Source organism: Variovorax soli, assembly GCF_031454625.1.
Lineage (GTDB): Bacteria > Pseudomonadota > Gammaproteobacteria > Burkholderiales > Burkholderiaceae_C > Variovorax > Variovorax soli_A.
The window spans coordinates 571,284-591,821 of sequence record NZ_JAVDRF010000002.1 but is presented as its reverse complement, the minus strand read 5'-3'; the positions used below and the strand labels follow the sequence as shown (position 1 = coordinate 591,821).

The following is a 20,538-nucleotide window of genomic DNA, read 5'->3' as shown; positions in this document are numbered from 1 at the left end:
GCGGTCAGTGCTTTCCACACCGCCGCCCCCTGTCTTCCAGCCACCCGTCGAGGCCCACGGCCTCCTTGTGGCGACGTCCAAGGTCTGCATTGGTCTTGCGCTCGTGGCACGGCAGGCAGAGCACTTGGAGGTTCTCGTCGGCGTCAGCACCGCCCTTGAACAGCGGTTCGACGTGGTCGAGTTCAAAGCCCTCGGGGTAGTTGGTCAGGGTCTGGCAACCGGCGCAGTACGGATCGATCGCCCAGATCCGAAGTCGACGAGCCTGGGCCTTGCGGCCACGCAAGCGGCCCGGTGTGTCATCGAACATAGCGAGACCACGCAACGAGAAAGCCTTGCACGTCGTCCAGGTCGCGGGCGCGATGCACGACCTTCGCGCCGCGCTGCACAATCCATTGCCGGCGCTCTTCGTCTCGAGTCAGCACGAGGCCGGCATAGTCGGCCAATTGCTCGACGGATCGGAGTGTGCTCATCAGTGCACCTGACCTTTCATAAAGGCGACTACCACTTGGTAGTCGATCTCGATCAGCTTCTCCAAAACGTTGGACGACATGAACGCCTGATGCGCCAACTCTGCCTCCCGCTCAGACCATCCCTCGTGCGCGACGGCTGCCTGCATTGCGGCGAGGTTCTGCTGGCGATAGATCTCTCTGATGGCATCGCGTTCGATCTCGATCTCGTCCATCACGAAACTCCCTTGAACATGAGAACCCAACCGTGCATGCCATCGCGCAGTTGATCACCAGCGGGCATGTCCTTCGTTGCGAGGTAGATGCGATCGTTGCGGGTCACGATGTCACCTTCTGTGTAGTCGAGCGCGCGCTGGAACTCACCCTTGAACGAGAGACTGCGACGCCGCTCTCCGGCCTGCTTCTCCAATTCGGCAATGCGCTTCTGTAGTGGTTCGACGGTCTCGCGGATGAGCTCGCCGATAGCCTCACCGAACTTCTCGGGGTCAAAGCCTCCGCTGTGGTTTGAGGCCGGCGCGGGGGAAAAGTCTTTGCGATATTCCTCTGCCGCAGTCATCCCAGTTCGGACATTGATGGCGTTGGGCGACACGGCGGCCATCTCTGCCCGGCGCGCTCGAATGCGGTGCAGCGCGCTCATGTCGCGTGTCAGCAGCATCACAGTCCCTCCAGCACGATCACCGAGGCCGGCCGCTGGCGCTTCCAGTTGGCGAAGATCTCGGCTTTGTAGGCGATGCTGTTCGTCTGATAAAGCGACACATTGAAGACGGGCGAGCCGGCGTCGTTGGGGTCATCGCTCATCTGGAGCGTTGCGTGTTCGCTCATGTCGACCTCGAGCCCGCCGAGAGCCGCAGAGATGCCGGATGGGTCTATCAGCGACAGCTTGCCGCCCGAGCTGTCTTCGTTGCTGGAGCGGGTCGCGAGCACGGGAATGCCCAGCAGTTCGCCACCACGCGGGCCGATGTTGGGGAAGAGGTAGCGCCCGCCGTCGTCGGTCATGGTCGCGATGCGCGTCGCAGTGCCGGGATCGGTCACGAAGGTAGCGAGCCCGAGATCGCCTCGGTAGGCCTTGATCATCGCGCGCAGGTCGCCGCCGAAGTCGCTGGTTGCAGCCAAGACCGTTGCACCGTTGGAGATCGAAGCGGGCATGGCGTTGGAGATGCCTGCGTTGTCCGGGTCAAGAAACGCTTCGTCGAGCACGCCAGTTACGGCGCGGACCAAGTCGTCTTGCAAGGTGTCCTCTGCGGTAGGGTCGCTGGTCTTCAGCACCTCCTTCGTGACCACGAGGATCGCGGCCACCTTCAGCGGATCAAGCTGACTGCCATCGAGAGCGACGCGGGACAGCGGCTTGCTCTTGGCCTGGCTGACCCAGTAGCCCGTGGCACCGGTCTGCACGGCCAGCATGCGGACGTTGAACGGCACGCGGCGCAGGCCCACAAGGCGGCCGACGATCGATTGTTCGCGAGCCAGGCCGAAGAAGGCGCGGGCCATGTCAACGCCACCAGTGTCGCCAGTCCCGGTAGAGGCCACAGCGGCCTTTGTCACGTCATTGGCATGGGCGTCGCCCCAGCGGGTGCGGGCGAAAGCGTGCAAATGTTCAGGGTCGAAGCCGACCAGCGATCGGGCGATCAAACCGCGCACGAAGGTGCGACCAGGGGGAAGAAGTGAAATGGAGTTCATGACCGTGATCATTCGATGTGGCGCGATTTCGGTCGATCAAGAGGCATGGGCCATCGTTGGGTTTCGTGGCCTTCTGTGAAGCGACTTACCAGCCGGAGACGCAACGGCCCCGCTCGATCACTTCCGCCAGATCGATGAGCCGGTAGGTCGGGCGACCGCTCACACGGTAGAAGATTGGCCCAGTACCGGCCCTCCTTTGGTTTGCAAGCGTGCCGGGCGCGATGCCCAGCAGTGCAGCAGCGACCTCCTCATGCACCCGACCATCGCCAGAGATGAAAGCGCCGGCTTCCCGGGCGGCAGTGCGCAACATCGTTTCGCATGTTGCGGCCCGATCGGCTTGGGTCTGATCGGCGTTCATGGCTGGGGGCGCCCACGGAAGTGCTCGAGCAGATCCCGCTGCAGGACGATGTGGAGCGCCAAGCAGTCGCGCCGCATCTCTTCGCGGGCTTCTTCTCCGTCGTCGTGCCGGTCGCAGACGCGCATCGCCGCCGCGAGGAGATCGGCAGTGACCTGTCTCTCCTCCTTCAGCAGCGCGACGATCGCCGACTTGTTCGCCCGCAGGATCTCGCGCTGGCTGTCATGGAGCGTGCTGGCCGGGCTGACCAGCAGGCGATCGTCCTGGCCCAGGTCGACCGCGAAGCCCTGCGCCCACAGAAAATCGAGGATGGCGGCGGGGTTCATCAGATGGCCTCCACGTCGCCGGGCTGTGCCGAAGATTCCAAAGGTTCCACGTTTTCATTGATGGAGCCTTCGGAACCTTCGGGGTGAAATGGAACCTTCGAAGGTTCCGAAGATTCCGAAGATTCCGAAGATTCCGAAGATTCCGAAGATTCCGAAGATTCCAGGTTTCTGAACGTTGAACCTTCGGAGCCTTCAACGGAACCTTCGGTGTTGCCCCAGGTGAAGGCGGACTCGACGCCGGGCATCCGCCAGTACCAGCCCTCGTTCATGGCGCCCTTCTTGCGGCTGACGTTCAGCTTGTTGGATGCGGCCCAGATCTGCTTCTTGGTGAAGCCGGCATCCTTCAGTGGCTGAGTGGCTGTCTTCGCCGAAAACCAGCCTTGTCCGGTCAGTTCGGCGCGCAGCATCTCTACCGCGTCGCTGCCGGCGTCCTCGGCCTCGTCGGCTGGGTCGGTCAGCAGTTCGCGGGCGCTGCCCTGCACCGGGTCGCCCCATGCCACGCGAGAGGCCTCGATGCCGGGCCTGGCTTCGGTCTGCTCGAGGAAGTACTCGAAACCACCGTCGTCCGCGCCGATGTTCGACTTGCTGCGGGCGAAGATCCGGGCGTCCTTGCCTTCCTCACCCTTGACCTTGGCGGCCACCATGACGACGCGCGCCACGGCAGCGAAGGCCACGGAGCCGATCACCCGCTGAGTCGGGTCTTGGCCCTGGCCACCCTTCGAAAAGTGGCTGATGCCCAACACGGCGGCGTTGGTGACCGCAGCCAGGTCAACCAAGGGTTGCAGCGCGCGCCGAACTTCGGTGTTCTTGTGGCTGTCGCCCGTCACCGCGCTCACCACCGGGTCGACGATCAGCAGATCGATCCCCTTGATGCTTTGAATGGCGCTCAGCAGTTCAAGCAGATCGCGCGCCGGGTCAAAAGGCACGATCTCGCTGTCGACCAGCGCGGAGCGCACGAAGTAACAGCGCTCCGGATCGGCGCCTGCGGCCACTAGGCGCGGAAGCAGCGTGTCCGCGATGTCGTCTTCGCCGCTCCAGATCAGCACGTTGCCGGGCTTGCAGGTCGAGCCATCTGGGAAGCGCCCGCCGATAGTCACCGTGGCGGCCATCGCGAGCGCGAGCGTGGTCTTGCCGGTGCCAGGCTGGCCCGCCAACAGGCAGAGCTTGCCGCGGGGAAGCCAGCCATGCCAGAGCCATTCGATCGGCTGCAAGGTGATCTCCGATCCGCGTTCGAGCACCACACCCAGCGGCTCGACATAGGCCGGCAGCGGCGGCAGCGACTCCATGCGTGCCCGCAGTTCAGCTTGTATGTCTGCGACGCTCACGCAACCTTCTTTCCGGTCACCAGGTCGAGCCAAGCCTCAACGGCGTCTAGGTCGGTGAACTCGCGTGTCAGCGCCCACCGGCTGACGATAAAGATGTTTGGAACGAAGTCGCCTTCGGTGTGGTGCAGGATGATGCCGGCAAGGGCGGCGGTCGCAGTGAGCGTGGCGAGGCGCTTTTGGTCGACAGCCGTTGTCATGCCGTCTCCTTCTGCGCATCCCGCCAGGCAATCAATTCATCAAGACTGAAGACGGTGACGCGCGGGCCTATCTTTCTTGGTCGCGGAAAATCCTCACGCTCCCTAACCCAACGCCAAAGGGTCGTATTGCCAATGCCGCCGAGGATCTGACGAGCCTGCGGCGGCCTAACCGACCGCGAAATCTTTTTGTCCATTAGTCCAACTCCAGTTAGACCCGATGTGCGCTACGGTGCGCTGCGGGCATGGAGAGGACTTTGCTGAAGGACTAGCCGGAAGCGCCGCTTCTAGCTAATTGAGTCCTTTGGGTGCTTTTTCAGGATCTCTTTGAGCGTTGAAATCGGGATGTCGTACTCGGCCGAGAAAGCCTTCTGCGCGCCGTACTTCCCATGGTTGGCGACGTGCGTCCAATAGAGCCGGGCCAAACGCTTTTCATCGGCCGCTGTGCGCTTTCTCGGTCCCTTGGCGCGCTCACTTTGCTGGAAGGATGAAATCCTGCTTCTCGCGCTCGCCTCGGCCGCTTCGGTCAATCCCGCCATCCCTGCGGCGCGCAACTCTGCGTCACCCGAAGCGACCATCATGGCGAATTGCGCCAAGCGCTGACGCTCGACCTCTTCGAGAGGTAGTGAGTCCGTCGATCCGTCGCGATACTTGAAAACGACCTTCCACTTCGGTGGCTTTTTCATTGCTCTCTCGCGGGCAGGCCCTCTTCTGCTTGCTCGCGGCGAAGCATCTCGTCGGCTTGCTGGTACGCCATGCGGCTTGCAGAGCGGATGGCCAGTGCATACCCTTCGTTGTCGGCATCCATGATCGATCCGCCGTGCGAGGTCCAGATCCCATTCAGGACCGCGACCGCGCAGGCGCGCCGGAACGCCTTGTCGTTTGAGCTGAGCTTAGGCATGGGTCGCCTTCAGCGGCTGGCGGCGAGTCTTGGCTGCCGGCTGGACGAGTTGCAGATGGCGCTGACGGCCTTTCAGGTCAAGCAAATCGCCAGCTGGGCAGAAGTAGATCTCCCCGTCCTCGGCCCGCACCGTGTAGCCCTTGCGCTCGTAGCGGCGGGTTGTGGCCTTACGGCTTACAGTATCGGTAGCCATGGTGTGCATCTCCTCAAAGTTTGTGCACGTTGTGGTGAGGTCGGTCGGGTGCTCGAACACCCTTCCGGCCGTTTTTTTGCCTCAGCCAACTGGTCGCACGAGGCGACTAGCTACGCCCTGAGGCGCGGCGGTCACCCTATTCGTGCATGCGGCACGACATTCCCTTTCTTGACTGGGGTTTCGCAGAAGTCGGCCCAGGCCTGCATCATCTGGGATCGCTTGACCAGCAGGTCGCCGCGCCGGTATGCGGCCTCGACTTTGCTCTCGATGGTGTGCGCCAGAGCCATCTCAGCGAGCTCGCGCGGGAAGTTGGTCCGCTCGGCCGCCCAGTCCCTGAAAGTGGAGCGGAAGCCGTGAGGCACCGCCTCGAGGCCCATGCGACGCATTACCGCGCTGATGCTCATGAGGCTCAGAGGCTTGCCCTTGGCGCCGGGGAACAGAAGTTTGCCGCCTTCGATCTTGGGCAGCGCCTCCAAGACGCGGATAGCCTGCTTTGAAAGCGGCACGCGGTGAACCCTCTTGGCCTTCATGCGATCGGCCGGCACGGTCCAGAGCCGAGCGTCCATGTCGATCTCGTCCCACGTTGCGCCGCGGACTTCGCCGGAGCGCGCGGCAGTCAGAATCAGGAACTCAAGCGCCCGCGCGCCCATGCCTTCCATCCTTCGGAGCGCCTCCAGGAATGCCGAGGCCTCGTCGACAGGGACCGCGGGATGGTGGTCAACCTTCGACACCTTGGAAGGCTTCGGCAGCAACTGCTCAAGGTGGCCCTTCCACCTGGCCGGGTTGTCGCCCTCGCGGTAGCCGCGCACCGCCGCCCAATCGAGCACCGCCTCAATGCGACCACGGACGCGCGTGGCGGTTTCCGTCTTGGTCTTCCAGATCGGCTCGACCACTTCGAGGACGTGCGCAAGGGAGATGTCGCGGACCATCAACTCGCCGAGCACCGGCTCCGCGTAGGTCTTGAGCGTGTTCTCCCACTGCTGCCGGTGCTTCGGGTTGCGCCATTCGTCTCCCTTAGCATCGATGAACATCGTGGCGCAGTCGGCGAAGGTCTTGGCCTTGGCGTTCTCGGCCATCAGCAGCGCCCTCGCCTGTCGCCGCTGCTCCACCGGGTCGACGCCCTGCACGATCAGGTCACGGGACCGGCGCGCCGCCTCCTTGGCGCCTGCCAGCGTCACGTCGGGATAGCCGCCGAGCCCGATGTCCTTGCGCTTGCCGCCGACGAGCGACCGGAGCAGCCAAGCGGCATTGCCGTTGGACTTGACCAGAAGATGCAGGCCGGCGACGCCGCCGACAGCATGGCGCCCGGGCTGCTTTGCCAGCCTACTCACCCGCAGCGCTCCGATCTCGACCGCCTTCTTTGGCATTCAGTTTCCTTGTGGCATTGGTTCCCACAATACTAGCCAGCACCGAACGGTATTGCAAGGTACGCGTCGGCACGGCGTCTTGTAGTTTTTCCCTCTGAAACTGGCCTCTTTCGGCCTTGAACGGTACTCCACGGCACGGTAGGTTTGGGGACGCCTGCTCCGCCACTCAAGTTGAAGAAGCCCGCGAAAGCGGGCTTTTTTGCGGGTCCGCGGCGATGTCCCGCAACCGCTCCAGCGGCCTCTTTCGCGTGCGACTTTTCCTACGCAACAGCGGGCGGCTTCGGCGGGACGCACATGCTGCATCGCGGTAGGCTGCAGCCTTCAACAGGCAAGCAAGCCGATGGCGCTCTTCACCTTCCTCGTCGAAGACAACAAGACAATCCGCGACAACCTGATCCCCGCCCTCGAGGACCTGGTCGGTGCCGAGGTCGTCGGTTGCGCCGAGAGCGAGAACGAGGCGGCCGCCTGGCTCGCCTCCCACACCGCAGACTGGCAGCTGGTGGTGGTGGACGTGTTCCTCAAGCAGGGCTCGGGACTCGGCGTCCTCCGGACCTGCAAACAGCGCAGCGCCAGCCAGCGCGCGGTGGTCCTCAGCAACTACGTCAACGCCGACATCCGTGCGCGCTGCACGGCCCTGGGCGCGGATGCCGTGTTCGACAAGTCCAAGGAGCTCGAGGCCTTTTTCGACTACTGCAACGACGCCAGCCACCGCGAAATCAAGGAACAAAAAAAGGGCCCCTGAAGGGGCCCTTTTCCTTGGAAGCGCTTCTTGCTTCAGCTCGCGCCGCGCACCACGGCGATCTGCGTACGGGCACCACCCTTGTAGGTGTAGATCGTCAGCGCGCCGTTCTTGATGTCGCCCTTCTCGTCGAAGGCGATCGGGCCGGTCACGCCCTTGTACTGGATCTTGCTGAGCTCCGGCAGGTACTTCTCCGGTTCGGCCGAACCGGCCTTCACCATGGCCTCGGCCAGGACGTTGACCGCGTCGTACACGTACGGCGCATAGATCTGGACGTCGACGCCGTTCTTCGCCTTGAACTTGGCCTTGAAGTCTTCCAGGGGCTGCTTGAAGTCGCCCTCGACACCGCCGGCTTCCGCGCACACCACCATGTCTTCACCGATCGCATCGCCGGCCAGCTTGGCCAGCTCGCCGGTGCACAGGCCGTCGCCGCCCATGAACTTGACGTTCATGCCCAGCTGCTTGACCTGCTTGAGCATCGGGCCGCCCACGGCGTCCATGCCGCCGAAGAACAGGACGTCGGGCTTGGCGCCCTTGAGCTTGGTCAGGATGGCGTTGAAGTCGGTCGACTTGTCGGTGGTGAATTCGTGGCCGACGATCGTGCCGCCGGCAGCCTTGACGGCCTTCTCGAACTCCTCGGCGACGCCTTGGCCGTAAGCCGTGCGATCGTCGATCACGGCAATGTTCTTGCCCTTGAGCGTGTCGACCGCGTACTTGCCCAGCGTGCCGCCGAGTTGCGTGTCGTCAGCCACCACGCGGAAGGTGGTCTTGAAGCCCTGGCGGGTGTACTTGGGGTTGGTCGCTGAAGGCGAGACCTGCGGGATGCCGGCATCGCTGTAGATCTTGGAAGCGGGGATCGTGGTGCCCGAGTTCAGGTGGCCGACCACGCCGTTGACCTTGCTGTCGACCAGCTTCTGGGCAACCGCGGTGCCCTGCTTCGGGTCGGCCGCATCGTCTTCGGCCAGCAGCTCGAACTTGGCGACCTTGTCGCCGATCTTGACCCCCTTGGCATTCAAGTCCTCGATGGCCATGCGCGCACCGAGCTCGTTGTCCTTGCCCAGGTGGGCGATGGCGCCGCTGGTCGGGCCCACGTGACCGATCTTGACCACCAATGCATCGGCCGGAGGAGCCGCGGGCGCAGGCGCTGCCGCGGTGGTCGGCGCGGGCGCCGGAGCCGCTGCTTCTTCCTTCTTGCCACAAGCCACGAGCGCGAGCGCCGCCAGCGTGACTGCAGTCCATTTCAATTGCATGAGGAACCTCCAGGTATTGGTGGATAAGTACAGTAAAAACGGCCTTTTGATCCGTGCGCGAACCCTCAGCAAGTTCCGCGCCTCAGACCCGCAGCGCCCTCGCGCTTTCGACCTGGCGCGCAGTGTAGCCCAAGGATCAAGGGCCAAACGCTGGCATTGACCCGGGGTTGTCGGACAGTTCCTGGGCCAGCGCCTCGCTCACCAGCGCGCGCAGTTCGGCCTCGATTTCGTTGCGCAGGCGCGGGATCATGCTGTCGAGCTGTTGCTGGACGGCGGCCGACACCGCGTCGCTCAGGCGCTCCTCCAGCGAGAGGTCGATGCGCTGCAGGAGGCGGTGCAGCAGTTGCTCCTCGAGCCGGAAGGCTTCGGACTCGGTCAGCATCGCCTGCTTGCTGAGCGCCACCGCCTGCGCCGGGTCCACGGCGGCTGCGGCAGGCGGCGCTGCGGCAGCCGGCCCCGCAGCGGCAGCCTCTGGCACCGGCACGCTCGTGGCCGCCGGCAGGCTCGGAGGGATCGGCCCGCTCGTTGGCATCTGCGCGCTCGTGGGCACCGGCGCGCTCGTGGGCACCGGCTCGGCCGGCAGCTCGAGCACGGTCGTCAGCGTCGGCACGAAGCGTGGCGGGGTACGCGTGGACATCAGCCAGCGCTCCCGGCAAAGTCATGGCGCTGGATCGCGTAGCCGCGGTCGGCGTAGTGCCGCCAGCGCGTGCGGCCCGCCTGCCGGTCGGCCTCGTCGGCGCTCACGATGTCGATCAGGCGGTCGAAGCGCTCGAAGCCGCCGGGCACGCCGTGGCCCAGATTCACCATCACCTGGCGGTGCGGCAGCGGCGCATCGCCGCTCTCGGCCAGCACCACCGGCGAACGCGCGACGGTGTGCGGCTCGCCGTCGCAACGGCAATGGGCGATGAACTCCGCCGGGGCGAAGGTCCACAGCGCGAGATCGATCGCCTCCAGCATCTGCGCGTCGGCCACCACCACCACGCGCGCGCCATGGGTGGCAACGGCCTTGCGCAGCAACCGGCAGGCGTAGCCCAGCTTGTCCGGCGTGTTGAAGTGGAAGTCGATGCCGGTCATGGTGGCCTACCGCACCTTTGAAGGCTTGCGCGCCTTGCGCGGGGCCGGCTCTGCAGCGTCCTTGCGGGCGCGCGCCAGCAGATAGGACAGCAGCAGTCCGACCGGCCGACCGGTCGCGCCCTTGGCCGCGCCGCTCTTCCAGGCCGTGCCCGCGATGTCCAGGTGCGCCCAGGGGAAGTCTCCCGCGAAACGCTGCAGGAACTTGGCCGCGGTGACCGCGCCGCCGGCCCGGCCCGCGACGTTGGCGACATCGGCGAAGTTGGTCTTCAGGCCCTCGGCGTAGTCGTCGTCGAGCGGCATGCGCCAGCAGCGATCCTGCGACTCCTCGCCCGCCGCCAGCAGCGCGTCGGCCAGCGCGTCGTCGCTGGCGAACAGGCCGCTGCGCACGCCGCCCAGCGCCACCACGCAGGCACCGGTCAGCGTGGCGATGTCGACCACCACCGCAGGCTCGAAACGCTTGGCGTAGCTCAGCGCATCGCACAGGATCAGGCGCCCCTCGGCATCGGTGTTGAGGATCTCGATGGTCTGCCCGCTCATGCTGGTGATGACATCGCCGGGCTTGATCGCACGCCCGTCGTTCATGTTCTCGCAGGTGGGGATCAGGCCCACGACGTTGAGGGCCGGACGGATATCGCCGAGCGCGCGGAACACGCCCAGCACGCTGGCGGCGCCGCACATGTCGAATTTCATTTCGTCCATCTCGGCCGCCGGCTTGAGCGAGACGCCGCCCGTGTCGAAGGTGATGCCCTTGCCCACCAGCACCACCGGCGCCTCTTCCTTGGGCGCGCCCTGGTAGCGCAGCACGATGAAGCGCAGCGGCTCGGCCGAACCCTGCGCCACAGCTGCGAAGGCGCCCATGCCGAGTTTGTGGACCTCCTTCGGCCCCAGCACCTCGCACTTCAGGTGCGGCAGCGCGGCGAGCTCTTGCGCCGCCTCCGCGAGCATCGTGGGGGTGCAGTGATTGCCGGGGCGATTGGCCCATTCCTTGGCCAATTCGATGCCCGCGACCGTCGCCGCGGCCTCGTCGAAGGCTTCCCGCAGTGCGGCCGCGTCGGCCACGCCGAAGCTCAGCTGGCGGATCGAACGCGGCTCGGGCTTGGACTTGGTGGCGGTGTAGACATAGCTCGCGTCGGCGGCCGCGATCATCGCGCTGCGCAGACCCACCGCATCGGTGGGCTCGGCGAAGACGATCGCCACCCGCTTGGGGTCCGCCGCCTTGGCCGCCGCGATCGCGGCCAGCACGGCGGCGCGCACCGAGGCGGGCTCGCCGTCGCCCGCCGAGGCCAGCAGCACGCGCGCTGCCGCCACGCGCGCAGGCCGGTACAGCGCCAGCAGCTTGCCGGCCTTGTCACCCAGGTCGCCGGCCTTGCGGGCTTCGGCGACCAGCGTTGCGATCGGGTCCTTGGAGGGGGAGTTTCCGGCTGCGGCGAGCACGATGAGCGCGTCGCATTTTTCGGTGGCAGCCTGGGCGGTGGAGAGGGTCTTGAGTTGAAAGTCCATAATCCTTTTTTTCCCTCGACGATGTTATTCCATTCCTCCATACGCAAGGAGCTGTCGCGCAGCTTCGGGGCCACGCTGGTGGTGCTGATCACCATCGTGATGACCATGATGCTGATCCGCACGCTCGGCCTGGCGGCCCGGGGCAGCGTGAATCCCTCCGAGGTCTTCCTGGTGATGACCTATACGGTGCTCGGCTACATGCCGACCATCCTGAGCCTCAGCCTGTTCGTCTCCATCGTTGGCACGCTATCGCGCATGTACCGCGACAGCGAGATGGTGATCTGGTTCTCCAGCGGCCGCGGCCTCGGCAATTTCGTGGCGCCGCTGTTCCGCTTCGCCTGGCCGATCCTGCTGCTGATCGCCGTGTTCGCATTGGTCGGCTGGCCCTGGGCCAATTCGCAGACCGAGGGCATGCGCGACCAGTACCAGCGCCGCAGCGATATCGAACGCGTGGCGCCCGGCGAGTTCCGAGAGTCGGCCGGACGCCTGCGGGTCTTCTTCATCGACAAGGACGCACCCAACAGCGCCACCGCCAGCAACGTGTTCATCTCCTCGATCGAGCGCAACCTGCAGATCATCACCTCCGCGCAGAGCGGCCGCATCGAGAACGTCGGCGATACCCGCTACCTGATGCTCAGCAACGGCCAGCGGCTCGAACGCCCGCTGACCCCGGGGGAGCTCAAGATCAGCGAGTTCCGCAGCTACGGCGCCAAGGTCGGCGGCGACATCGACCCCTCCGAAGGCGCTGCGCCGGCGCGTGCCAAGACCACCCTGAGCCTCCTGCGTGAGCCCGGCGCGGTCAATCACGGAGAGCTGGCCTGGCGCGTCGGCATGCTGCTCGCCGCCATCAACTTCGTGGTGCTGGCGCTGACGGTATCGAGCGCCAACCCGCGGGTGGGCCGCAGCGGCAACCTGCTGTTCGCGCTGTGCGCCTTCGTCCTCTACTACAACATGCTCAATCTCGGACAGAACTGGGTCAGTTCGGGCCGTTACGACATGGGCGGCTTCATGCTGGCGCTGCATGGCGGCGCGCTGCTGCTCGGCCTGCTCTGGCTCGCGAAGCGCCATTTCAACTGGAGCTGGCGGCCGTTGCGCGTGCGCCGCGGGTCGCCGAAGGGCTCTTCCACGTGAAGACCATTCGCCGACTGATCTACATCGAGGTGCTGAAGGCCGTGGCCTTCGTGACACTGGGCTTCCTGAGCCTGTTTTTCTTCTTCGACTTCGTCGACGAGTTGCAGTCCATCGGCCAGCCCGGCACGCCGGGCTACGGCGCCGCCCAGGCCTTGATGTACGTGGCCCTGCTGATTCCGAGCCACCTCTACGAGTTGCTGCCGATCACGGTGCTGATCGGCACCATCTTCGTGATGGCGCGGCTGGCGCAGAGCTCGGAGTACACGATCCTGCGTACCAGCGGCCTCGGCCCTTGGCGCGCGCTGCGCACTCTGCTCGTGCTGGGCCTGGGCTTCGTGGTCCTGACCTTCGCGGTGGGCGACTATGTCTCTCCGGCGTCGGGACGCGTTGCCCAGTTGTTGAAGTCGCGCTACCAGGGCACCTACTCGCTGGTGGGCTACACCGGTGCCTGGCTGCGGGAAAAGCAGGGGGACAAGTCCTATGCGGTCAACGTGGCATCCATCTCCCGCAACGCCATGCTGAAGGACCTGCGCATCTTCGAATTCGGCCCCAATGGCCTGCTGGTTTCGCATACCTCCGCCGCGCAGGCACACATCTCGAACGGCGTCTGGACGCTGGTCGGTGTCGAGCGGCAGGAGTACGACACGGGCAACGCCGACAAGGTCCGCGTCACCACGACACATACGCCCGTGGTGAACTGGCCGACCTCGCTCACCAACGAGATGGTGTCGGTCGCGCTGCTGCGGCCCGACCGCATGCGCACGATCGACCTGTTCGAATACATCCAGCATCTGGACGCCAACGGCCAGACTGCCCAGCGCTACGAGATCGAGTTCTGGCGCAAGGTCTTCTACCCGCTGTCCTGCCTCGTGATGGTCGTGCTCGCCCTGCCCTTCGCCTACCTGCATTTCCGCCAGGCGGGGATCACGGCCTACGTGTTCGGCGGCGTGATGATCGGGATCAGCTTCTTCCTGCTGAACAACGTCTTCGGCTACCTGGGCAACCTGAGCAACTGGCTGCCCTGGATCACGGCCGCGGCTCCTGGCCTGATCTATTCCGTGATGTCGCTGGCAGCCTTCACCTGGCTGGTGCTCCGGCGTTAGAGGGCCTGTGGACGGCTATGCAAGGCATCGCGCAGCAGGCAGGCACATGGGGCATCGTCCTGCTCGCACATGGCTCGCGCGATGCGCGCTGGCGCGAGCCCATCGAGGCCGTGGCGCGGCGCGTGGCCGAGCGCGCACCGGCCACGCTGGTGCGCTGCGCCTACCTCGAGCTGTCGCAACCCGACCTGCGCAGCGCCATGGCGGACATGGTGGCCGCCGGGGCCGTGGGCGTTCGCGTGGTCCCGCTTTTTCTCGGCATGGGCAAGCATCTGCGCGAAGACCTCCCGCGGCTGCTCGACGACTTGCGCGCCCGGCATCCCCATGTGCCTTTGGAGTTGGCGAGCGCCATCGGCGAGGAGCCCGAAGTGCTCGACCTGCTGGCACGCATCGCACTGAAATCCTGAACTTTCGGCGTTTTCGATAGACGAGGACGGCATAATAAATTCCGGAATAAGACGGAATTTGTTATGAATCTTCACCAGTTCAAGTTCGTGCAGGAAGCGGTGCGTCGCAACCTCAACCTGACCGAGGCGGCCAAGGCCCTGCACACCTCGCAGCCGGGCGTGTCCAAGGCCATCATCGAGCTCGAGGAGGAACTGGGGGTGGAGATCTTCGCGCGCCACGGCAAGCGCCTGAAGCGCGTGACCGAGCCGGGCCAGCATGTGCTCGCGAGCATCGAGCTCATCATGCGCGAGGTGGGCAATCTCAAGCGCATCGGCGAACAGTTCAGCGCCCAGGACAGCGGCACGCTCTCGATCGCCACCACCCACACGCAGGCCCGCTACGTGCTGCCGGTGCCGGTGGCCAAACTGCGCGAGGCGTATCCCAAGGTGAACGTGAGCCTGCACCAGGGCTCGCCGGACCAGGTGGCCCGCATGGTGATGGACGAGATCGCGGAGATCGGCATCGCCACGGAGTCGCTGTCCGACTACACCGAACTCGTGACCCTCCCCTGCTACGAGTGGCAGCATGTGCTGGTGCTGCCCAGGACCCACCCTCTGGCGGACAAGGAGCGCATTCACCTCGAGGACATCGCGGCCGAGCCGATCATCACCTACCACCCCTCCTTCACCGGCCGCACGCGCATCGACCATGCCTTCGCGCAGAAGAAGCTCACGCCGCGCGTCGCCCTGGAGGCCATCGATTCCGACGTGATCAAGACCTACGTGCGCCTGGGACTAGGCGTCGGCATCGTGGCGGAGATGGCGGTGCGCGACGACTCCAACGCCGATCTCGTGGTGCGGCCGATGGGCCATGTGTTCGGCACCAACATCGCCCGCGTCGCCTTCAAGCGCAGCGCCTACCTGCGCAACTTCGTCTTCAAATTCGCCGAGTTGCTTTCCGACCGGCTCGACCGCAACCTGATCGCCAAGGCCTTGGCCGGTCACAACCAGGACTACGAACTATGAGCAACGCTGGGCCGCCCCAAGTGGCGAAAGCCCCCTCGGGAGGGCAGCGAGTACAGGAAGCGCCGAGCGTGGGCGCAAGTGTGAAAGCCCCTGTCGCGCGCACCCCCGACGTGCAGACCAAGCTGCCGAGCGTCGGAACGACCATCTTCACCGTCATGTCGGCGCTCGCCGTCGAGAAGAACGCGGTCAATCTCGGCCAGGGCTTCCCGGATTTCGACTGCGATCCGAAGCTGCTCGACGCCGTGACGGCCGCCATGGCCGCGGGCCACAACCAGTACCCGCCGATGCCAGGCATCCTGCCGCTGCGCGAGGCGATCGCCGCGAAAATCGAGACGCTGTACGGCCACCGCTACGACCCGGCGAGCGAGATCACCATCACCGCCGGCGCCACGCAGGCCATCATCACCGCGATCCTCGCCGTAGTTCGCGCCGGCGACGAGGTGATCGTTCTCGAGCCCTGCTACGACAGCTACGCGCCCAACATCGAACTGGCCGGCGGCACGGTGGTGCGCGTGCCGCTCACGCCCGGCAGCTTCAGGCCCGACTTCGACAAGATCGCGACCGCCATCACGCCGCGCACGCGCGCCATCGTCGTCAACACGCCGCACAATCCCAGCGCCACGGTCTGGACCGAGGCCGAGATGCAGCGCCTCGAGGCGCTGCTGGCCCCCACCGACGTGCTGGTGATCAGCGACGAGGTCTACGAGCACATGGTCTATGCCGGAGCCCGCCACGAGAGCGCGGCGCGCTTCCCCGGCCTGGCGGCGCGCACCTTCATCGTCAGCAGCTTCGGCAAGACCTACCACGTGACGGGCTGGAAAGTCGGCTACGTCGCGGCGCCGGCGCCGCTCACGGCCGAGTTCCGCAAGGTGCACCAGTTCAACGTATTCACCGTCAACACGCCGATGCAGCATGCGCTCGCCAGCTACATGGCAGACCCGGCGCCCTACCTCGAACTGCCGGCCTTCTACCAGCGTAAGCGCGATTTGTTCGCCGAGGGCCTGGCCAAGACGCGCCTGAGGCTGCTGCCGAGCGCCGGCACCTATTTCCAGTGCGTCGACATCCGCGAGGTCAGCGACCTCGGCGAGGCCGATTTCTGCCAGTGGCTCACCAGCGAGCTCGGCGTGGCCGCCATCCCGCTGTCGGCCTTCTATGCCGAGGGTTTCGACCAGCGCGTGGTGCGTTTCTGCTTCGCCAAGAAGGACGAGACGCTGCGCACGGCGCTGGAGCGGCTGGCGCGGCTCTGACACGAATGGTAGGAGAGTCCTGACCGCCGGAGGGCGCGCCTTCCGGCGAGGGACGGTCCGGCTTGCCTCGACCATGAAGGCCTAGGTTTACAACACCAAGGAGTCTTCCATGTCGCTCTCGCTGATCCTGCTGATCGTCCTGATCCTGCTGTTGATTGGGGCGCTGCCGAGCTGGGGCTACAGCCGCAGCTGGGGCTACGGGCCGAGCGGCGGCCTTGGCCTGGTGGTGCTGGTGGTCATCGTGCTGCTCCTCATGGGGCGCATATAGAACACGCGGTGCCCGGCGCCGCCTCGGAAGAGCCCACTTCGGTGGGCTTTTTTTCGGCCGCCATCAACCCTGCAGCTGCGCCCAGAGCTTGTCGAGCCGCTTGACGCTGACCGGCTGCGGCGTACGCAGCTCCTGCGCGAAAAAGCTCACGCGCAGCTCCTCCAGCAACCAGCGGAACTCGTCCATGCGCTCGTCGACCACCCCCTTGCGCTCGGCCACCAGGCGCCAGTAGCGCTGCTCCTGCGGGCGCAGTTCCGCCAGCCGTTGGGCGTCGCGGGCCGGATCGGCGCGCAGCTTGTCCAGCCGCAGGCTGATGGCCTTGAGATAGCGCGCGAAATGCGCCAGCCGCGGCCAGGGTGTCTGCGCGATGAAGCGCTTGCCCATCAGGCGCTGCAGCTGCTGCGCGGCATCGGCCGTCGCTTCGGGCTGGACCTTGGTGTCCTTGATCTTGCGTGCGGCGAGCGTGTACTCGACGAGGATGGTGCCCGCGAGGCGGGCGATCTCGTTGGCGATCAGCGTGAGACGCCCGCGGCCTTCCTCTACGCGACGCTCGAAGGCTTGCCGATCGGCCGGCAGCGGCTCCTGCAGAAAGGCCCGCTCCAGCGCCACGTCGATGATCTGCGCGCGCAGTTCCTCGGCCGTGCCCAGCGGCATGTAGGCCACCGCCATCTTCTGAAGGTCCGGGATGTTCTTCTCGAGGTACTTGAGGGCGTCCTTGAGCTGCAGCGCGAACAGGCGGCGCAGTCCTGCGCGGTGCTTTGCGGCCGCCACCGCCGGCTCGTCGAAGACCTCGATCGTCACGGCATCGCCGTCGTCGACCAGGGCCGGGAAGCCGATCAGCGACTGGGCCCCGCGCCGCACTTCCATCAGCTCCGGCAGCTCGCCGAAGCTCCAGCTGGTGTAGCGCTGGCCGGCGGACAGCGCCGGCGCGGCATCGGCTGCCGACGCGGCGCGAGCCGCAGGCCGCACGGCCTGTGCGTCCGCGGCGGGAACATCGGGCGAGGCCTTGACCTGCAGCCCCGCCAGAGCCTGGAAGGCGCCGCGCGCCTTCGCGCCCAGCTCCGCCTTCAGCGCGCCGAGATTTCGGCCCATGCCCAGCTGTCGGCCGTGCTCGTCGACCACGCGCAGGTTCATGAACAGATGCGGCGGCAGCATGTCGAGCTTGAAATCGGTTCGCTTCACGTCCAGGCTGGTCTCGTCCCGCACGCGCTTGAGCAGCGCGTCGGTCAGCGAGCCCAGGCCGAAGAGCTCCGGCGCGCCCAGGACGCCGGCCAGCCGTGCGGCGGAATCCGGCAGCGGCACCAGCCGCGCGCGCGGCTTCTGCGGCAGGCTCTTGAGCAGCGCCTGCACCTTGTCCTTGAGCATGCCGCCGACCAGCCACTCGCAACGCTCCTCGCTCACCTGGTTGAGCACGAAGAGCGGCACGGTCACGGTCAGCCCGTCCCTGGGGTCGCCGGGCTCGTGCAGATAGGTGGCCGCGCAGTCCACGCCACCCAGTCGCAGGGTCGGCGGAAAGGACTGCGTCGTGATGCCCGCCGCCTGGTGGCGCATCAGCTCCTCGCGCGTGAGGTAGAGCAGTTTCGGCGCTTCCTTCGAGGCCTGGCGGTACCAGTTCTCGAAGCCCAGGCCGCTGGAAACGTCGGGCGGCAGCTGGGCGTCGTAGAAGGCGTAGATCAGCTCGTCGTCCACCAACACATCCTGGCGGCGGGCCTTGTGCTCGAGCCCTTCGATCTCGCGCACCAGCTTGCGGTTGGCCGCCAGGAAAGGCAGCCTGGTCTCCCATTGCCCGCCGACCAGCGCCTCGCGAATGAAGATCTCGCGTGCGGCCACCGGATCGACGCGGCCGAATTCCACGCGCCTTCCGCTGTAGACCACCAGGCCATAGAGCGTGGCGCGTTCCAGCGCCACGGCCTGCGCGCTCTTCTTCTCCCAGTGCGGATCGAGCAGTTGCTTCCTGAGCAGGTGGCCCGCCACCTGTTCCAGCCATTGGGGCTCGATATTGGCGATGCCGCGCCCGAACAGACGCGTGGTCTCCACCAGTTCGGCGCAGACGATCCAGCGGCCGGGCTTCTTCTTGAGGTGCGCGCCCGGATGACGGTGGAACTTGATGCCGCGCGCGCCGAGGTAGGCTTCCTCCTCTTCCATCTTCCAGCCGACGTTGCCGAGCAGGCCGGAGAGCATGGACAGGTGCAGCGCCTCATAGCTCGCCGGTGTGCTGTTGATGCGCCACTTGTGCTCGGTCACCACCGTCAGCAGCTGCGAATGGATGTCGCGCCACTCGCGCACGCGGCGCACGTTGATGAAGTTCTGGCGCAGCAGCGTTTCGTATTGACGATTGCTCAGCTTGTGGGTTGGCGCGCTCGCACTCCCGCCCTCGCGCCGAGGGACAGCGAGACTGGTCTTTCCCCGCTCCTTTCCGGCAGAGAGCTGGGGTGGGGGCATCCCCCCGCGCGCATCGTGAATCCACTGCCACAGCCGCAGGTACCCGCTGAATTCGCTCTTCTCGTCGTCGAACTTGGCATGCGCCTGATCGGCCTGCTGCTGCGCATCGAGCGGCCGGTCGCGCACGTCCTGCACCGAGAGCGCGCTGGCGATCAGCAGCACCTCCTCGAGCGCGCCGCGGCTGCGCGCCTCCAGGATCATCCGCCCCACGCGCGGATCGAGCGGCAGCTTCGCCAGCTCCGCGCCCATCGCGGTCAGTTCATTCGCGTCGTCGACCGCACCGAGTTCATTGAGGAGCTGGTAGCCGTCGGCAATCGCACGCCGCTGCGGCGCTTCGAGGAAGGGAAAGCGCTCCACATCGCCCAGGTGCAGCGACTTCATGCGCAGGATCACACCGGCCAGCGAGGAGCGCAGGATCTCTGGGTCGGTGAAGCGCGGCCGTCCCTCGAAATCCTTCTCGTCGTAAAGCCGGATGCAGATGCCGTTGGCGACCCGCCCGCAGCGGCCGGCGCGCTGGTTGGCCGCGGCCTGGCTGATCGGCTCGACCAGCAACTGCTCCACCTTGCTGCGGAAGCTGTAGCGCTTGACGCGCGCGGTGCCGGCGTCGATGACGTAGCGGATGCCAGGCACCGTCAGCGAAGTTTCGGCCACGTTGGTCGCCAGCACGATGCGCCGGCCGCTGTGGCTGTCGAAGATGCGGTCCTGCTCGGCCTGCGACAGCCGCGCGAACAGCGGCAGCACCTCGGCGTTGCGCAGCAGCGGCTGGTGGCTCAGGTGCTTGCGCAGGTGGTCGGCCGCCTCGCGGATCTCGCGCTCGCCGGGCAGGAAAACGAGGATGTCGCCGCCATCGCGCGGATCGCGCCAGAGCTCGTCGACGCCGTCGGCAATGGCATCGTTGAGGTCGTAGTCGCGCGACTCCTCGAAGGGGCGGTAACGCTGCTCGACAGGGTACATCCGCCCCGACACCATGATCGTCGGCGCCGGCGTCATGGGCCCCCGCGCGCCGCGCTGCGCGTCGCCGCCGCCCTCGAGTCGGCCGGGCGCCCGGGGAGCCGACGCGAAATGCTTCGCGAAACGGTCCGCATCGATGGTCGCCGAGGTCACGATCACCTTGAGGTCCGGGCGCCGCGGGAGGATTTCGCGCAGGTAGCCCAGCAGGAAGTCGATGTTCAGCGAGCGCTCGTGCGCCTCGTCGATGATCAGGGTGTCGTAGGCCTTGAGCAGCGGGTCGGTCTGCGTCTCGGCCAGCAGGATGCCGTCGGTCATCAGCTTCACGGAGGCGTCGCGCGACAGCCGGTCCTGGAAGCGCACCTTGTAGCCCACCACCTCGCCCAGCGGCGTCTTGAGCTCCTCCGCGATGCGCTTTGCGACCGACGAAGCAGCGATGCGCCGCGGCTGCGTGTGGCCGATCAGCCGGCCCTGGCCAGGCGGCGCATTGAGCTTGCCGCGGCCCATCGCCAGTGCGATCTTGGGCAGCTGGGTGGTCTTGCCCGAGCCGGTCTCGCCGCAGACGATGACGACCTGATGGCCTGCGATGGCGGCCATGATTTCGTCGCGCCGTGCCGACACC

At 66.1% G+C, this 20,538-nt stretch carries 26 protein-coding genes; 7 read left to right on the top strand and 19 right to left on the bottom strand.

From position 1 onward, the window contains the following. Positions 1 to 4 precede the first annotated feature (4 nt). From J2739_RS06785 to J2739_RS06720, 14 genes are all read right to left on the bottom strand, one after another. Positions 5 to 307 carry an HNH endonuclease gene (locus tag J2739_RS06785; protein ID WP_309899820.1) on the bottom strand — a complete coding sequence of 101 codons (303 nt, stop codon included), beginning with the start codon at positions 305 to 307 and terminating at the stop codon, positions 5 to 7. Further along, positions 297 to 470, bottom strand: a complete 174-nt coding sequence (locus J2739_RS06780) for a hypothetical protein (RefSeq protein WP_309899819.1) — start codon at positions 468 to 470, stop codon at positions 297 to 299. The genes J2739_RS06785 and J2739_RS06780 overlap by 11 nt, the downstream gene beginning before the upstream one ends. Next, entirely contained in the window at positions 470 to 682 is a 213-nt protein-coding gene (locus tag J2739_RS06775; protein WP_309899817.1) for a hypothetical protein, read from the bottom strand. Before J2739_RS06775 ends, J2739_RS06780 begins: the two co-directional genes overlap by 1 nt. Next, the gene (locus J2739_RS06770; protein WP_309899815.1) at positions 682 to 1,122 is read right to left on the bottom strand and encodes a hypothetical protein; all 441 of its coding nucleotides are present in this window, start codon (positions 1,120 to 1,122) and stop codon (positions 682 to 684) included. Before J2739_RS06770 ends, J2739_RS06775 begins: the two co-directional genes overlap by 1 nt. Continuing rightward, entirely contained in the window at positions 1,122 to 2,144 is a 1,023-nt protein-coding gene (locus tag J2739_RS06765) for a phage major capsid protein (protein WP_309899813.1), read from the bottom strand. Before J2739_RS06765 ends, J2739_RS06770 begins: the two co-directional genes overlap by 1 nt. Positions 2,145 to 2,229: 85 nt before the next feature. Further along, positions 2,230 to 2,502 carry a hypothetical protein gene (locus tag J2739_RS06760; protein ID WP_309899811.1) on the bottom strand — a complete coding sequence of 91 codons (273 nt, stop codon included), beginning with the start codon at positions 2,500 to 2,502 and terminating at the stop codon, positions 2,230 to 2,232. Beyond that, complete coding sequence (locus J2739_RS06755) at positions 2,499 to 2,825, bottom strand: hypothetical protein (protein WP_309899809.1); 327 nt, start codon at positions 2,823 to 2,825, stop codon at positions 2,499 to 2,501. Before J2739_RS06755 ends, J2739_RS06760 begins: the two co-directional genes overlap by 4 nt. Continuing rightward, positions 2,825 to 4,150, bottom strand: coding sequence for an AAA family ATPase (locus J2739_RS06750; RefSeq protein WP_309899807.1), 1,326 nt, complete (start codon positions 4,148 to 4,150; stop codon positions 2,825 to 2,827). Before J2739_RS06750 ends, J2739_RS06755 begins: the two co-directional genes overlap by 1 nt. Next, complete coding sequence (locus tag J2739_RS06745; protein ID WP_309899805.1) at positions 4,147 to 4,347, bottom strand: hypothetical protein; 201 nt, start codon at positions 4,345 to 4,347, stop codon at positions 4,147 to 4,149. The genes J2739_RS06750 and J2739_RS06745 overlap by 4 nt, the downstream gene beginning before the upstream one ends. After that, on the bottom strand, positions 4,344 to 4,541 hold the full coding sequence (locus tag J2739_RS06740) for a helix-turn-helix transcriptional regulator (protein WP_309899803.1): 198 nt from the start codon (positions 4,539 to 4,541) through the stop codon (positions 4,344 to 4,346). The genes J2739_RS06745 and J2739_RS06740 overlap by 4 nt, the downstream gene beginning before the upstream one ends. Before the next feature lie 90 nt (positions 4,542 to 4,631). Next, complete coding sequence (locus J2739_RS06735) at positions 4,632 to 5,030, bottom strand: hypothetical protein (protein ID WP_309899802.1); 399 nt, start codon at positions 5,028 to 5,030, stop codon at positions 4,632 to 4,634. Continuing rightward, positions 5,027 to 5,245, bottom strand: coding sequence for a hypothetical protein (locus J2739_RS06730; RefSeq protein WP_309899800.1), 219 nt, complete (start codon positions 5,243 to 5,245; stop codon positions 5,027 to 5,029). The genes J2739_RS06735 and J2739_RS06730 overlap by 4 nt, the downstream gene beginning before the upstream one ends. Next, positions 5,238 to 5,438 carry a hypothetical protein gene (locus J2739_RS06725; protein ID WP_309899798.1) on the bottom strand — a complete coding sequence of 67 codons (201 nt, stop codon included), beginning with the start codon at positions 5,436 to 5,438 and terminating at the stop codon, positions 5,238 to 5,240. The genes J2739_RS06730 and J2739_RS06725 overlap by 8 nt, the downstream gene beginning before the upstream one ends. A 131-nt stretch (positions 5,439 to 5,569) precedes the next feature. Then, positions 5,570 to 6,805, bottom strand: a complete 1,236-nt coding sequence (locus J2739_RS06720) for a tyrosine-type recombinase/integrase (protein WP_309899796.1) — start codon at positions 6,803 to 6,805, stop codon at positions 5,570 to 5,572. A 340-nt stretch (positions 6,806 to 7,145) separates the two neighbouring features. Here J2739_RS06720 and J2739_RS06715 point away from each other — a divergent pair, with 340 nt between their 5' ends. Further along, entirely contained in the window at positions 7,146 to 7,547 is a 402-nt protein-coding gene (locus tag J2739_RS06715) for a response regulator (RefSeq protein WP_309899794.1), read from the top strand. A gap of 32 nt (positions 7,548 to 7,579) precedes the next feature. Here J2739_RS06715 and J2739_RS06710 read toward each other — a convergent pair whose 3' ends face one another. From J2739_RS06710 to J2739_RS06695, 4 genes are all read right to left on the bottom strand, one after another. Continuing rightward, positions 7,580 to 8,794 (bottom strand): branched-chain amino acid ABC transporter substrate-binding protein, encoded by a 1,215-nt coding sequence (locus J2739_RS06710; protein ID WP_309899792.1) that lies wholly within the window; start codon positions 8,792 to 8,794, stop codon positions 7,580 to 7,582. Positions 8,795 to 8,930: 136 nt separating this feature from the next. Further along, complete coding sequence (locus J2739_RS06705; protein WP_309899790.1) at positions 8,931 to 9,431, bottom strand: hypothetical protein; 501 nt, start codon at positions 9,429 to 9,431, stop codon at positions 8,931 to 8,933. Further along, positions 9,431 to 9,868: a DNA polymerase III subunit chi gene (locus tag J2739_RS06700; RefSeq protein WP_309899788.1), complete on the bottom strand. Its 438-nt coding sequence runs from the start codon at positions 9,866 to 9,868 to the stop codon at positions 9,431 to 9,433. The genes J2739_RS06705 and J2739_RS06700 overlap by 1 nt, the downstream gene beginning before the upstream one ends. A gap of 6 nt (positions 9,869 to 9,874) precedes the next feature. Next, positions 9,875 to 11,368 carry a leucyl aminopeptidase gene (locus J2739_RS06695; RefSeq protein ID WP_309899786.1) on the bottom strand — a complete coding sequence of 498 codons (1,494 nt, stop codon included), beginning with the start codon at positions 11,366 to 11,368 and terminating at the stop codon, positions 9,875 to 9,877. Positions 11,369 to 11,389: 21 nt separating this feature from the next. On the opposite strand from J2739_RS06695, the gene lptF reads away from it, so the two are divergent. From lptF to J2739_RS06665, 6 genes are all read left to right on the top strand, one after another. Then, positions 11,390 to 12,499: an LPS export ABC transporter permease LptF gene (gene lptF / locus J2739_RS06690; protein ID WP_309899783.1), complete on the top strand. Its 1,110-nt coding sequence runs from the start codon at positions 11,390 to 11,392 to the stop codon at positions 12,497 to 12,499. After that, complete coding sequence (gene lptG, locus J2739_RS06685; RefSeq protein WP_309899781.1) at positions 12,496 to 13,602, top strand: LPS export ABC transporter permease LptG; 1,107 nt, start codon at positions 12,496 to 12,498, stop codon at positions 13,600 to 13,602. Before lptF ends, lptG begins: the two co-directional genes overlap by 4 nt. Before the next feature lie 17 nt (positions 13,603 to 13,619). Continuing rightward, entirely contained in the window at positions 13,620 to 14,006 is a 387-nt protein-coding gene (locus J2739_RS06680) for a sirohydrochlorin chelatase (RefSeq protein ID WP_309899779.1), read from the top strand. 63 nt (positions 14,007 to 14,069) lie between these two features. Beyond that, positions 14,070 to 15,011 carry a CysB family HTH-type transcriptional regulator gene (locus J2739_RS06675; protein ID WP_309899777.1) on the top strand — a complete coding sequence of 314 codons (942 nt, stop codon included), beginning with the start codon at positions 14,070 to 14,072 and terminating at the stop codon, positions 15,009 to 15,011. A gap of 80 nt (positions 15,012 to 15,091) precedes the next feature. After that, a complete protein-coding gene (locus J2739_RS06670; protein WP_309899775.1) occupies positions 15,092 to 16,258 on the top strand; it encodes a pyridoxal phosphate-dependent aminotransferase in 1,167 nt (388 codons plus the stop codon). Positions 16,259 to 16,367: 109 nt separating this feature from the next. Further along, positions 16,368 to 16,526 (top strand): DUF3309 family protein, encoded by a 159-nt coding sequence (locus J2739_RS06665; RefSeq protein WP_083944858.1) that lies wholly within the window; start codon positions 16,368 to 16,370, stop codon positions 16,524 to 16,526. Between the two features lie 63 nt (positions 16,527 to 16,589). Here the strand turns inward: J2739_RS06665 and hrpA are convergent, their stop codons facing one another. Beyond that, positions 16,590 to 20,513, bottom strand: a complete 3,924-nt coding sequence (hrpA, locus tag J2739_RS06660) for an ATP-dependent RNA helicase HrpA (RefSeq protein ID WP_405053838.1) — start codon at positions 20,511 to 20,513, stop codon at positions 16,590 to 16,592. Positions 20,514 to 20,538: the final 25 nt, after the last annotated feature.

Bases quoted from the DNA above. Each gene is read 5' to 3' on its own strand.
- J2739_RS06785 (WP_309899820.1), bottom strand. From the start codon at position 307: ATGTTCGATGACACACCGGGCCGCTTGCGTGGCCGCAAGGCCCAGGCT.
- J2739_RS06705 (WP_309899790.1), bottom strand. From the start codon at position 9,431: ATGTCCACGCGTACCCCGCCACGCTTCGTGCCGACGCTGACGACCGTG.
- J2739_RS06770 (WP_309899815.1), bottom strand. From the start codon at position 1,122: ATGCTGCTGACACGCGACATGAGCGCGCTGCACCGCATTCGAGCGCGC.
- J2739_RS06730 (WP_309899800.1), bottom strand. From the start codon at position 5,245: ATGCCTAAGCTCAGCTCAAACGACAAGGCGTTCCGGCGCGCCTGCGCG.
- J2739_RS06740 (WP_309899803.1), bottom strand. From the start codon at position 4,541: ATGGACAAAAAGATTTCGCGGTCGGTTAGGCCGCCGCAGGCTCGTCAG.
- J2739_RS06700 (WP_309899788.1), bottom strand. From the start codon at position 9,868: ATGACCGGCATCGACTTCCACTTCAACACGCCGGACAAGCTGGGCTAC.
- J2739_RS06765 (WP_309899813.1), bottom strand. From the start codon at position 2,144: ATGAACTCCATTTCACTTCTTCCCCCTGGTCGCACCTTCGTGCGCGGT.
- J2739_RS06755 (WP_309899809.1), bottom strand. From the start codon at position 2,825: ATGAACCCCGCCGCCATCCTCGATTTTCTGTGGGCGCAGGGCTTCGCG.
- J2739_RS06675 (WP_309899777.1), top strand. From the start codon at position 14,070: ATGAATCTTCACCAGTTCAAGTTCGTGCAGGAAGCGGTGCGTCGCAAC.
- J2739_RS06680 (WP_309899779.1), top strand. From the start codon at position 13,620: ATGCAAGGCATCGCGCAGCAGGCAGGCACATGGGGCATCGTCCTGCTC.
- lptF (WP_309899783.1), top strand. From the start codon at position 11,390: ATGTTATTCCATTCCTCCATACGCAAGGAGCTGTCGCGCAGCTTCGGG.
- hrpA (WP_405053838.1), bottom strand. From the start codon at position 20,513: ATGGCCGCCATCGCAGGCCATCAGGTCGTCATCGTCTGCGGCGAGACC.
- J2739_RS06720 (WP_309899796.1), bottom strand. From the start codon at position 6,805: ATGCCAAAGAAGGCGGTCGAGATCGGAGCGCTGCGGGTGAGTAGGCTG.
- J2739_RS06715 (WP_309899794.1), top strand. From the start codon at position 7,146: ATGGCGCTCTTCACCTTCCTCGTCGAAGACAACAAGACAATCCGCGAC.
- J2739_RS06760 (WP_309899811.1), bottom strand. From the start codon at position 2,502: ATGAACGCCGATCAGACCCAAGCCGATCGGGCCGCAACATGCGAAACG.
- J2739_RS06710 (WP_309899792.1), bottom strand. From the start codon at position 8,794: ATGCAATTGAAATGGACTGCAGTCACGCTGGCGGCGCTCGCGCTCGTG.
- J2739_RS06725 (WP_309899798.1), bottom strand. From the start codon at position 5,438: ATGGCTACCGATACTGTAAGCCGTAAGGCCACAACCCGCCGCTACGAG.
- J2739_RS06775 (WP_309899817.1), bottom strand. From the start codon at position 682: ATGGACGAGATCGAGATCGAACGCGATGCCATCAGAGAGATCTATCGC.
- J2739_RS06780 (WP_309899819.1), bottom strand. From the start codon at position 470: ATGAGCACACTCCGATCCGTCGAGCAATTGGCCGACTATGCCGGCCTC.
- J2739_RS06735 (WP_309899802.1), bottom strand. From the start codon at position 5,030: ATGAAAAAGCCACCGAAGTGGAAGGTCGTTTTCAAGTATCGCGACGGA.
- J2739_RS06665 (WP_083944858.1), top strand. From the start codon at position 16,368: ATGTCGCTCTCGCTGATCCTGCTGATCGTCCTGATCCTGCTGTTGATT.
- J2739_RS06695 (WP_309899786.1), bottom strand. From the start codon at position 11,368: ATGGACTTTCAACTCAAGACCCTCTCCACCGCCCAGGCTGCCACCGAA.
- J2739_RS06745 (WP_309899805.1), bottom strand. From the start codon at position 4,347: ATGACAACGGCTGTCGACCAAAAGCGCCTCGCCACGCTCACTGCGACC.